The sequence below is a fragment of the Streptomyces sp. LMG1-1-1.1 genome (assembly GCF_040815545.1).
Classification (GTDB): domain Bacteria; phylum Actinomycetota; class Actinomycetes; order Streptomycetales; family Streptomycetaceae; genus Streptomyces.
In genome coordinates, this window is record NZ_JBFPNH010000016.1 from 1 (window position 1) to 11998 (window position 11998).

8 protein-coding genes are annotated in these 11998 nt (G+C 75.1%); 6 read left to right on the plus strand and 2 right to left on the minus strand.

Going from position 1 to position 11998, the window contains the following annotated elements:
- The first annotated feature begins 401 nt into the window (after positions 1 to 401).
- Positions 402 to 1301 (plus strand): aldo/keto reductase, encoded by a 900-nt coding sequence (locus MRBLMG1_RS07290; protein ID WP_367821910.1) that lies wholly within the window; start codon positions 402 to 404, stop codon positions 1299 to 1301.
- 1719 nt (positions 1302 to 3020) lie between these two features.
- Here MRBLMG1_RS07290 and MRBLMG1_RS07295 read toward each other — a convergent pair.
- A complete protein-coding gene (locus tag MRBLMG1_RS07295) occupies positions 3021 to 4418 on the minus strand; it encodes a cation:dicarboxylate symporter family transporter (RefSeq protein ID WP_414721506.1) in 1398 nt (465 codons plus the stop codon).
- Between the two features lie 154 nt (positions 4419 to 4572).
- Between MRBLMG1_RS07295 and MRBLMG1_RS07300 the strand changes: the two genes are divergently transcribed.
- The 5 genes from MRBLMG1_RS07300 to MRBLMG1_RS07320 all read left to right on the plus strand — a co-directional run bounded on the left by MRBLMG1_RS07300 (position 4573) and on the right by MRBLMG1_RS07320 (position 10629).
- Positions 4573 to 6378: a sensor histidine kinase gene (locus MRBLMG1_RS07300; protein ID WP_367821914.1), complete on the plus strand. Its 1806-nt coding sequence runs from the start codon at positions 4573 to 4575 to the stop codon at positions 6376 to 6378.
- Entirely contained in the window at positions 6375 to 7070 is a 696-nt protein-coding gene (locus MRBLMG1_RS07305; protein ID WP_367821916.1) for a response regulator, read from the plus strand. Before MRBLMG1_RS07300 ends, MRBLMG1_RS07305 begins: the two co-directional genes overlap by 4 nt.
- Positions 7071 to 7215: 145 nt before the next feature.
- Positions 7216 to 7824: a helix-turn-helix transcriptional regulator gene (locus tag MRBLMG1_RS07310; RefSeq protein ID WP_367822162.1), complete on the plus strand. Its 609-nt coding sequence runs from the start codon at positions 7216 to 7218 to the stop codon at positions 7822 to 7824.
- Positions 7825 to 7935: 111 nt separating this feature from the next.
- Positions 7936 to 8676, plus strand: a complete 741-nt coding sequence (locus tag MRBLMG1_RS07315) for a tyrosine-protein phosphatase (protein WP_367821918.1) — start codon at positions 7936 to 7938, stop codon at positions 8674 to 8676.
- A gap of 171 nt (positions 8677 to 8847) precedes the next feature.
- Positions 8848 to 10629, plus strand: a complete 1782-nt coding sequence (locus MRBLMG1_RS07320) for a serine/threonine-protein kinase (protein ID WP_367821920.1) — start codon at positions 8848 to 8850, stop codon at positions 10627 to 10629.
- A 217-nt stretch (positions 10630 to 10846) separates the two neighbouring features.
- On the opposite strand, the gene MRBLMG1_RS07325 is transcribed toward MRBLMG1_RS07320, so the two are convergent.
- Positions 10847 to 11851 carry an RICIN domain-containing protein gene (locus MRBLMG1_RS07325; RefSeq protein ID WP_367821922.1) on the minus strand — a complete coding sequence of 335 codons (1005 nt, stop codon included), beginning with the start codon at positions 11849 to 11851 and terminating at the stop codon, positions 10847 to 10849.
- Between the last annotated feature and the right edge of the window lie 147 nt (positions 11852 to 11998).

Sequence of the window (11998 nt, forward strand, 5' to 3'; positions counted from 1 at the left end):
GCCGGGGATGGTGCCGGGGACGCTGCCGGAGGCACGGCCGGGGATGGTGCCGGGGACGCTGCCGGAGGCACGGCCGGGGATGGTGCCGGGGACGCTGCCGGAGGCACGGCCGGGGATGGTGCCGGGGACGCTGCCGGAGGCACGGCCGGGGATGGTGCCGGGGACGCTGCCGGAGGCACGGCCGGGGATGGTGCCGGGGACGCTGCCGGAGGCACGGCCGGGGATGGTGCCGGGGACGCTGCCGGAGGCACGGCCGGGGATGGTGCCGGGGGTGGTGCCGGGGGTGGTGCCGGAGGCACAGCTGGGGATACCGGCGGGTCGGCATCCGGGGGCTGGGCCGGGGACGCCGTCGCGTCCGCTGCCGGGGGCGCGGCCGCGGACGCCGCCGGGGCGGTGCTCTGATGCGGTACCGGATGCTCGGGGACGTGCGGGTCGGGGCGGTCGGATTCGGCACGATGCCCCTCTCCATCGAGGGCCGGCCCGACGAGGACCGGGCCGTCGCCACCCTCCACGCGGCACTCGACGCAGGGGTCACCCTCCTCGACACCGCCGACTCCTACCACCCGCCGGGCGGCGCCCCCGGCGACGGCGAACTCCTCGTCGCCCGGGCCCTGATGTCCTACCCAGGCCCCACGGACCACGTCCTCGTGGCGACCAAGGGCGGCCGGGGACGCACCCCCGACGGCGGCTGGACGGTCGACGGGCGGCCCGAACACCTACGCCGGGCAGCCGAGGCCTCGGCGCTGCGGCTCGGCGTCGACAGCATCGGCCTCTACCAACTCCACAAGCCCGACCCTTCCGTCCCGTACGCCGAATCCCTCGGCGCGGTACGGGACCTCCTCGACGCCGGCACCATCCGCCTCGCCGGTATCTCGAACGTCGACTCCCCGCAGATCCTCCTGGCCCGCGAGATCCTCGGCGACCGCCTCGTCTCCGTACAGAACCGCTACTCCCCCGCGGTGCGCGACAGCGAGGCCGAACTCCGCCTCTGCGCCGACCTCGGACTCGCCTTCCTCCCCTGGAGCCCCCTCGGCGGCATCTCCCGAAGCTCCCTGGACGGCACCTCCGCCCAAGAGGAGGATCCGCAGTTCGGCGCCTTCCACCGAGTGGCCCGCTCCCGCCGCGTCAGCCCCCAGCAGGTCGCCCTCGCCTGGCTCCTCACCCGCTCCGCCACCGTTCTCCCGATCCCGGGGGCGAGCCGGCCTTCGACGGTACGGGACTCGGCGGAAGCGGCGGACCTGTCCCTCTCGGCAGCCGAACTCTCCGCGCTGAACGCCACCGCCCCGGCCTCCACCAAGTGAGAAGAGCGGCCCGCACTCCCTCCGGGCCGCCCTTCCCCCGAGGCCCGGATCCGGCTCAAGACCCGGGACTCGCGCTGCGTCGCGGGCCGCGCATCCGCCCGCCGCGATGCCCTCTCGCGGGCCGCGCCCCCCACCGGCTGCGGGCCGCGCCCCCTGCCGTCGCTCCCGAGCTTGCGGGCCGCGCTCCCATCACCTGGGTTGCGGGCCGCGCCTTCCCAGCCGCCCTTGGCTGTGGGCTACGCCCATCCCGACTGCCACCCAGGTTGCGGGCCGCGTGTTCCCAGCCGCGCTTCGGTTGTGGGGCTACGCCCCTCCCAGCAGCCACCCGGGCTGCGGGCCGCGCCTTGCCAGCCGCCGCCAAGGTTATGAGCAGCGCCTTTTCGGATGCCCTTGGCTACACCCCGCCCGGCCGCCACCCGGGCTTGGGGCTGCGCCTTCCCAGCCGCCCTGGGGTTGCGGGCTTCGCCCCTCCCAGCTGTCACCTTGGTCGCGGGCCGCCTCTTCTCGGCCGCCCTTGGGTTGCGGGCTACGCCCCTCCCGGCCGCCACCCGGGTTATGGGCCGCGCCTTCTCGGCAGCCCTTGGCTACACCCCGCCCGGCCGCCACCCGGGCTTGGGGCTGCGCCTTCCCAGCCGCCCTGGGGTTGCGGGCTTCGCCCCTCCCAGCTGTCACCTTGGTCGCGGGCCGCCTCTTCTCGGCCGCCCTTGGGTTGCGGGCTACGCCCCTCCCGGCCGCCACCCGGGTTATGGGCCGCGCCTTCCCAGCCGCGCTGGGGTTGTGGGCTACGCCCCTCCCGGCCGCCACCCAGGTTATGGGCCGCGCCTTCCCAGCCGCGCTGGGGTTGTGGGCTACGCCCCTCCCGGCCGCCACCCAGGTTATGGGCCGCGCCTTCCCAGCCGCCCTGGGGTTGCGGGCTTCGACCCTCCCAGCTGTCACCTTGGTCGCGGGCCGCCTCTTCTCGGCCGCCCTTGGGTTGCGGGCTACGCCCATCCCGGCCGCCACCCGGGTTATGGGCCGCGCCTTCCCAGCCGCCCTTGGCTGCACCCCGCCCGGCCGCCACCCGGGTCGCGGGCCGCGCCTTCCCAGCCGCGCTTGGGGTTGTGGGCTTCGACCCTTCCGGCTGTCACCTGGGTTGTGGGCAGCTGTTCCGCAGGGGCGGAACGGGTGGGCACAACCCACGACGGTGCCGCACACGGGGTGCGGGCTCAGGCGCGGAAGCCTTGGCCCGGCAGGGGGCGCCGTCCCGTGTGCCCACCCGTCCCGCCCCAGCGGGACGATTGCCCACACGGGGGTGGGCGACGGGGTAGGGGCGCCAGCCCACACGGGGGTGGGCGACGGGGTGGGGGAGCCAGCCCGCGCAGGGGTGGGGGCGTTGGCCTCTACGGCGGGTGGGCGGCCGGAGGGCGGGGCCCCGGCCCACACGGCGGCGGGCGGGCAGGGGGCGGGGCCACGGCCCGCACCGCGGCTGCCTGCGGCGCTCCGCCCGCGCAGCGGGCGCAAGTGGCGGGACGGGCGCCGCCCGCAGGCGGGCTCGGGCCCGGATTGAAGCTCGGGCGAGGTGAGGGCTCGGGCCCGGGAAGGGCCGGGCCCCCGGGAAGGGCCGGGCCCCCGGGAAAGCCGGGCCCCCGGGAAAGCCGGGCCCCCGGGAAAGCCGGGCCCCGGGAAGGCCGGGGCCCGGGGAAGGCCACGGCCCGGGAACGGCCACGGCCTGGGGAGGGGTCAGACGCCGGTTCGGGCTTTTTCGTCGCCGGTGTCGGCGCGTTGGTCGGGGAGGGGGGTGGGGGTGTGGTCGTCGAGGAGGGTTTGTTCGTCGAAGGGGAGGTGGCCGGCGAGGACTTGGGTGACGCGGGTGGTGTCGATCTCTTTGGTCCAGGTGCCGATGAGGACGGTGGCGACGGCGTTGCCGGCGAAGTTGGTGAGGGCGCGGGCTTCGCTCATGAAGCGGTCGATGCCGACGATGAGACCGACGCCGTCGACGAGTTCGGGGCGGTGGGACTGGAGGCCGCCGGCGAGGGTGGCGAGGCCGGCGCCGGTGACGCCGGCGGCGCCCTTGGAGGCGATGATCATGAAGACGAGGAGGGAGATCTGCTCGGAGAGGGAGAGGGGGTCGCCCATGGCCTCGGCGGTGAAGAGGGAGGCCATGGTGAGGTAGATGGCGGTGCCGTCGAGGTTGAAGGAGTAGCCGGTCGGGACGGTGATGCCGACGACGGGCTTGCTGACGCCGAGGTGCTCCATCTTGGCGATGAGGCGGGGGAGGGCCGACTCCGAGGACGAGGTGGAGAGGATGAGGAGGAACTCGCGGCCGAGGTACTTGAGGAGGGACCAGATGTTGACGCCGGCGACGAGCCGGAGGATGGCGCCGAGGACGACGAAGACGAAGAGCCCGCAGGTCAGGTAGAAGCCGATCATGATGACGGCGAGCGACTTGAGGGCGGCGGCCCCGGTCGCGCCGACGACGGCGGCGATGGCGCCGAACGCCCCGACGGGGGCGGCCCACATGATCATGCCGAGGATGCGGAAGACGAGCCGCTGGATGTGGCCGATGCCGCGCAGGACGGGCTCTCCGGCGCTGCCCATGGCCTGGAGGGCGAAGCCGGCGAGGAGGGCGACGAGGAGCGTCTGGAGGACTTCGCCGCCGGTGAAGGCGGAGACGAGGGTGGTGGGGATGATGCCGAGGAGGAAGTCCGCCGTGGTCTCGCTCGCGCCTTCGGCCTGCTTGGCGCCGGCCTCGGCGATCTCCGGGGTGAGGTGGAGTCCGGAGCCGGGTTCCAGGAGGTTGCCGACGACGAGGCCGATCGCGAGTGCGACGGTCGACATCACGAGGAAGTAGCCGAGGGCGAGGCCGCCGACGGCGCCGACCTTGGCGGCTTTCCTGACCGAGCCGACGCCGAGGACGATCGTGCAGAAGATGATCGGCGAGATCATCATCTTGATCAGGTTGACGAACCCGGTGCCCAGCGGCTTGAGCTCGACGGCGACGCCGGGCGCCAGAAAGCCGACCGCGATGCCGAGCAGTACGGCGCCGATGACGGCCAGATACAGATAGTGGGTGCGGTCCCGTCGTGCGGCCACGGGGTCCTCCTCGTGCTGGTGGAATGTCCACGTCCCGGTGGACATCCGCGACTATCCAGCAGCCTGTGACCCGGGTCACGGTTGCGTGCGTTTCGTTCACGACGGCGGTGCGGGGAGGGGGACGAAGGGGACGATCGGGAAGAGAACGATTCGGGAACGCGATGCCCCGGCGCAAACTCCGCCGTGCACACTTACCCGCATGCGCCTCCCCCTCCCCCGCCCCCGCAGCCTGGCCGGCCAGCTCTTCGCGATGCAGGTCGTGCTGGTGGCCGTCGTCGTGGCGGGGTGCGCGTTCTTCGCGTACGTCACGGACCGGGCGCAGGCCGAGGAGACGGCGCGCCGCCAGTCCACGGCGACCGCGGCGGCGGTGGCGGACTCCCCCGCCGTGGCGGCCGCCGCGCGGTCCGCCGACCCGACGGCCGTGCTCCAGCCGTACACCGAGTCGCTGCGGCGGCACGCGGACGTCGCCTTCGTGGTGATCATGGCGCCGGACGGCACCCGGTGGACGCATCCGGAGCCGGAGCAGATCGGGCGGACGTACCTCGGTCACATCGAGGAGGCGCGGCAGGGGCGCCTCTACTCCGAGACGCATCTCGGGGTGCTCGGGCCTTCCGTGCGGACGGTCGCGCCGGTGTACGCCGACGGCCGGGTGGTCGCCCTGGTCAGCGCGGGCATCACCATCGAGAGGATCAGCGAGCAGGTGCGGGAGCAGGTGACCGCCCTGCTCGGCATGGCGGGCGCGGCACTCGCGCTCGGCGGGGCGGGGACGTACGTGGTGAACGCGCGCCTGCGCCGTCACACGCACGGCATGAACGCGAAGGAACTGAGCCGGATGCACGACTACCACGAGGCCGCGCTGCACGCGGTCAGGGAGGGGCTCGTGATGCTCGACGGCCGGCGGCGGATCGCCCTGATCAACGACGGGGCGCGGGAACTGCTCGGCCTGGACGACGGGGTCGTCGGCCGGCCGGCGGCCGAACTCGGCCTGCCCGCGCCCCTGACGGGAGCGCTGCTCTCCTCGGAGCCGCGCGTCGACGAGACGCACCTGACGGCCGACCGGGTCCTCGTCGTGAACACCCGCCCGGTGGTGGGCGGGGAGCGGCACGGCACCGTCGTCACGCTTCGGGACCGGACGGAACTCCAGGCATTGTCGGGCGAGTTGGACTCCGAGCGGGGCTTCACCGAGGCGCTCCGCTCGCAGGCGCACGAGGCGGCGAACCGGCTGCACACGGTCGTCTCGCTCATCGAGCTCGGCCGGGTGGCGGAGGCGGTGGAGTTCGCGACGGCCGAGCTCGAACTCGCCCAGGCCCTGACCGACCGGGTCGTGGACGCCGTCGGTGAGCCGGTGCTCGCGGCGCTGCTGCTCGGCAAGGCGGCGCAGGCCAACGAGCGGGGGGTGGAGCTGGTGCTCACCGAGGACAGCCGCATCGACGACGGCCGGGTGCCGGCGGCGCTGCCCTCGCGGGACCTGGTGACGATCCTCGGCAATCTCATCGACAACGCGGTCGAGGCCGCCGGCGGCACCCCGCACGCGCGGGTGACGGTCACCGTCGCCGCCCGGACCGGTGACGGCGAACTCCTCCTGCGCGTCGGCGACAACGGTCCGGGGGTCCGTCCGGCCGACCGCGACGCCGCCCTCGGCCGCGGCTGGTCGACCCGGGGCCCCGGTCGCGGTCTGGGTCTCGCCCTCGTCGCCCAGGCCGTCTCCCGCGCCTCCGGCACCCTGACCCTCACGGACGCGGCGGCGGGCGGCGCGGAGTTCACCGTACGGCTGCCACTGCCGCTACCCCTGCCCCTGCCCCTGCCGGGCTCGGCGGCCGCGGCGGACGGCACCACGTCCGGCGACACCACGTCCGGATCCACCAAGCATGGCGACACCACGTCCGGATCCACCGTGCATGGCGACACCACCTCCGGCGACGCCACGTCCGGCGCCACCGTGCATGGCGGCACCACCTCCGGCGACGCCACGTCCGGCGCCACCGCGGCAGGGGTGAGACGGTGAGCGCCGCGCCCTTGCGGGTCCTCGTCGTCGAGGACGATCCCGTCGCGGCGGACGCGCACGCGCTGTACGCGGGGCGGGTCGAGGGGTTCACCGTCGTCGGGGTGGCGCACTCGCGGGCCGCCGCGGTGCGGATCCTCGACCGGACGCCGGTCGACCTGATCCTCCTGGACCTGTACCTGCCGGACGGGCACGGGCTCCAGCTGCTGCGGGCGCTGCGGGCGGCCGGGCACGCGGCGGACGTGATCGCCGTGACGTCGGCCCGCGACCTGGCGATCGTCCGGGAGGGCGTGTCACTGGGCGTCGTGCAGTACGTCCTGAAGCCGTTCGCCTTCGCGACCCTGCGGGACCGGCTCGCCCGGTACGCGGAGTTCCGGGCGGCGGCCGGGGAGGCCTCCGGGCAGGACGAGGTGGACCGGGCGCTCGCCGCGCTGCGGGCCCCGCGGCCGGCCACGCTTCCCAAGGGTCTCAGCGGGCCGACCCTGGAGTCGGTCACCCGCACCCTGCGGGGCACGCCGGCCGGGCTCACGGCGGCCGAGGCGGGGACGGCGGTCGGGATCTCCCGGATCACCGCACGCCGGTATCTGGAGCACCTGGTCACCGAGGGCCGGGCGGTGCGGGCGCCGCAGTACGGGCAGATAGGGCGGCCGGAGCTCCAGTACCGCTGGCTCGACGGACGGGCCCGCGGTTACTGATCGGTTCCGACGTTCCTACGACCTCGCACGTTGGGCGAACGAACCGTAGCCAGCCGTCACACTCCGCACCTACGGTGGCCGGGTGCACCAACCCTCCCCACCCTTCGACGCCCAGGCCGCGCGCCGGCTGCGCGAGGCCCTCGGCATGGCCCACGGCCACGTCGCCTACGGCCTGCGCGCCCAGTACGGCATCCTCGTCAACCCCGACACCGTCGCCGCCTGGGAGCGCGGCCGGGCCGTCCCCGGCGAACAGGAGCTCACGGCCCTCGCGGGCGTCCTGTGGTGCTCCCCCGCCGAGCTGATCGCCACCGCCTCCACCCTCCGCGAGCACCGGATGGCCCGCGGGCTCGCCTCCGAGGAGCTGGCCCGCCGCGTCGGCGTGGCCGCGCACGCGTACCAGCGCATGGAGGACGAGGGCCGGTGGCGCGGCACCGAGCGCCAGACGGCCGCCCTCGCCGAGGTCCTCGGCCTCGGCCCGCGCGCCCTCGTCACGGCGACCGGCGGCGACGAGTCCCTCGCCGAGCTGCTGCGGGACGCCGCCACCACCCGCTGGCAGGCCTACGTGAAACCGGCCGTGAAGATGCTGCCGCTGCCCAAGCGGACCCTGGAGTCCGTGCTCCAGCGGCTCCACACCGACTACCACGCCCGGATGGCCGCCACCAGCAGCTGGGGCGCGTCGGGCGCGACCGGCGACGAGGGCCGCGCGTACCTCGACGGCATCACCGGCCACTTCTGGGCGGCGGTGGGTTCCTGAGGGGGCCTTGTCGATCATCCCCGGGCGGGAGGGGTTCCTTGATCGACTACCGCGTCCGGGCGGCGGCGGGCTTCCTGGATCACCGGGATCCCGGGTCGTAGATTGGCATCCGTGAAACGACACATACCCTTCGAACGACTTCACAACTTCCGTGACCTGGGCGGCTATCGGACCGCCGACGGCGGGACCGTGCGGTGGGAGACCCTCTACCGCGCCGACTCCCTGGCCAAGCTCGCGGACGCCGAACCGGCGGATCTGCAGCGGTTCCGCGCGCTGGGCGTGGCCGCCGTGATCGACCTGCGCTACCCGTGGGAGATCGAGGCGAAGGGGCGCCTGCCGGAGACCGAGGGCATCGTCTGGCACAACCTCTCCATCGAGCACCGCCCGTACGACCAGGCGGAGATCGACCCGGACGTCGACCCGTGGCGCTACCTCGCGGACCGGTTCGCCGAGGTCGCCGAGGACGGTGCGGAGGAGCTCCGTGCGGCGCTGGAGGTCATCGCCGCGACCGACGGGCCGCTGGTCTTCCACTGCGCCTCGGGCAAGGACCGCACGGGGCTGCTCGCCGCCGTCGTCCTCGGCCTCCTCGACGTCCCCGACGAGGACGTCCTCGCCGACTTCGCCCTCACCGAGCTGGCCACCGAGCGCCTCGTCGCCGACTGGCACGCCGCCCACCCGGGCCGCGAACTCCGCTGGCCCGGCTACGGCCGCGCCCCCGCCGAGATCATCCGCCTCTTCCTCGCCGACCTGCGCGAACGGCACGGCTCGGTGTACGGATACGTCACCGGCCACGTCGGGCTCGACCCGGCGGTGGTGGTGAGGCTCAGGGCCCGCCTGGTGGAAGGCCCGTAGCCGGTCCTGTCGATCGGGCCGGACTCAGGCCCGATCGACAGGACACCCCCTTGGCGCCCGCCCGGGGCCTGCGGAGTCAGTAGGATCTTGCCGCGTTCGCGGCGGAGGGCACGGGGCCGGGCGGGCGGTGGGACGGGACAGAGGGCGCCGCGGCGCCGTGGGGGGCTTGCGATGGAACCGCTCGACGACTCCGAGGCGAGACGGGTCGGTCCGTACCGGCTGCTCGCCGAGCTCGGCCACGGGGGCATGGGCCGGGTGCTGCTGGGCGCGGCCCACGACGGCCGGCTGGCGGCCGTCAAGCTGGTGCACGCCCGGTTCGCGTCCGACGCCGACTTCCGGGCCCGCTTCCGGCGCGAGGTCGCCGCGTCCCGACGGGTGTCCGGCGCGTACACGGCGGCCGTGATGGACGCCGACGCGGACGCCGAACTCCCCTGGCTCGCCTCGGTGTTCGTGACCGGACCCTCGCTGGGGTCGGTGGTGCGGGAGGCCGGTCCGCTGCCCGAGGCGGCCGTGCGCAGGCTCGCCCTCGGACTGGCGACGGCGCTGGTCGAGATCCACCGGGTGGGGCTGATCCACCGTGACCTCAAGCCGGAGAACGTCCTGCTCGCGGAGGACGGGGTCCGGGTCATCGACTTCGGCATCGCGCGGGCGGCGGAGCCCGACGGCGGCGCGGAGCCGACACGGCTGACCCAGACCGGCTGGGTGATCGGCTCGCCGCCGTTCATGTCGCCCGAGCAGGCGGAGAGCAGGGAACTCACCCCCGCCAGCGACGTGTTCTCGCTCGGCGCGATCCTGGTGCTCGCGCTGACCGGCGACTCCCCGTTCGCCGGCACGTCGACCTTCCGGATCCTGTCCAACGTCGTGCACGGGGAGCCCGATCTGGGCGGCGTGCCCGCCGGACTGCGCGGGATCGTCGAGGAGTGCCTCGCCAAGGACCCGACCGCCCGGCCCACCCCGGCCCGTCTCATCGAACTCCTCGGCCCGGTCGCGCCCGCCGCCCGCGTCTGGCCCCCGGCGGTCCACACGATGGTCACCGAACAGCAGTCCCGTATCGCCGCGTTGCTCGACGGGCCACCCGGCCGGGAGCCCACACTCGTCGTACCGCCCCGCCGCCCGCCCGTACCGGAACCGGCACCGGCACCGGCACCGGCACCGGTCGACGCCGCCCCCGCCACCGCCACACCCGCCGCCTCACCCACGGCCGGTCCGACCGCCGTTCCGGCCGCTCCCGCCCATCAGGCCGTTCCCGCCGCCTCACCGGCCGCGGTTTCGGCCGTTCCCCCCGTCTCACCCGCCGCCTCACCGGCCGCCGCCGCGGCCTCCGCTCCCGCCGTGGCGACCGTGACCGCCCCGGCCCGGGGCCCCGCGACCGCGCAGGACGCCCAGCCGCCGGCGCCCCGGCGGAGGCGCGGAAGGGCCCTCGCTCTCGTGACCGCGGGGCTGCTCGTCGTGGCGGGGGCCGGCGTCGGCGGGTACTTCCTGCTGAGGCCCGCGGACGACACGTACCGCGCCCTGCCCACCTGCGCGGAGTCGACGCTCCAGCTGCCGTCGTACGAGCGGGAGGCGCAACGGGACTTCTCCGTCGTCCGCGCCGAAGGCCCGGAAACACGCTGCTTCTGGTCCGCCGGAAAGCCGGACGACAAGAGCGGCAAGACCGCCGAGATCTGGTGGAACCTGAAGCTCCCCACCGCCACGAGGGGCGCCGCGACGGACCGCCAACGCGCCGACTTCGCCCAGCAGTCCACCGGCGGCCGGGCCGCGGACCTCTCCTTCGGCGACGAGGCGTACTGGGCGCCGCCGTCCGACTACGAGGACTGCTCGCTCCAGGTGCGCGACGGCAACCTCGTCGTCCGCGCCGCGGTCTCCTTCGGGGACGACGTGGCGGACCCCGCGAAGACGTGCGAACCGGAGGCCGTGCAGATCGCCGAACGCGCGCTGGCCGCCCTCCGCTGACGGCGCCCTCACCGAGGACGCCCCCGCCGAAGGCGAACACGTCGAGGGCGAACGCGCCGAGGGCGAACGCGTCGAGGGCGAACGCGTCGAGGGCGCCCCTCCGCCGAGGCCGGCCCCTCACCGAGGGCTACCCTCCGCTGGACCCGACCCCTCCGCCGAGGACGCCCCCCGCCCAGGGAGCCACGCCGAGGACGACCGCGCCGCCCGTCCGGTCCGTTCAGTCCCGGCGGTCGAAGTCGAAGAGCTGGCCGGCGGCGTCCGCTGCGCAGGGTGCCTGGGCCAGCCGGGCCCAGGCGGCCGTGCGGTCGCCGGTGACGGTGACGCAGCTGCCGGGCGTCGCGGAGCCGACCGGGACGATCCGGTAGCCCTCGACGGGGGTGCCGTACGGCTCCAGGGTGAACTCCTCGACCCGGCTCGGGTCGCCGCACTCGGAGTCCTCGAAGGCGGCGCCGGGTATCCGGCCGCCCGAGGGTATGCCGGAGCAGCCGGGGCCGTAGTCGGGGTGGTCCGAGACGATCCTCCACCGGCCCCCGCCGGTCTCCCTCAGCGAGTAGAGCGGGACGCCCGCGCCCGCGCACGGCACCTGGTGGATCCGGCCGGTCCGGTCCCCGCGCCGCTCGCCGAGGCAGTGGTCCGTGCCGACGACCCGGATGCGTACGTCCCCGGCGGCCGGCGCCGTGACCGTACGGGGCGGATGCCCGCCGTGCCCGTCCTTCAGGACGGCGACGACGCTGACCCCGGCGAGTACGAGCCCGGCCAGCGCGACCGCCGCGACGAGCGTCCTGCGTATCCGCGACCTGGGGCCGCGCGCCCCGTCCGCCTCCTTCACCGGCGGCTCGCCGGGCCAGGAGGGCACGACCGGCGGCGCGTCAGGCCCGTCCGAGCCGCCCGGACCCCCCGCCGCTTCCCTCTCCCCCGTACCCGCCGGCTGTCGCGCGCCGCGCGCGAGGCGTCCGCGGACCGTCCGCCAGGTCTCCAGGTCCTCCGGGGTGGCGCCGCAGGCGCGGACGAAGGTGGTGAGGAGTGCGTCGCGGGGCAGGGTGGGGCGGGCGAGCATGTTGGCCATGGTGGAGCGGGGCAGGACGTCGCCGCGTGCCTCCGCGCGGGCGGAGAGGTCGCGGTAGGTCAGGCCGGACCAGTCCTTGAGGGCTTGGAGCCGTGCGAGGAACTCCGCGGGGGTCCGTGCCTTCCGCGGGTCTGGGGCCCGTTCCCCCGGCGTCATCGCGTCTCCCCCCTCCGCCGGACAGTGTTGGGACATGTCCGGGACAGGCCCCAAGCCTTGTTGATCTCGGGCCCGGACTCAAGAGTGGAATCCGGCGATTCCGCGGGGGCGGGGGTCGCCCCGTACAGCCGAGTGGCCCCGACCGTC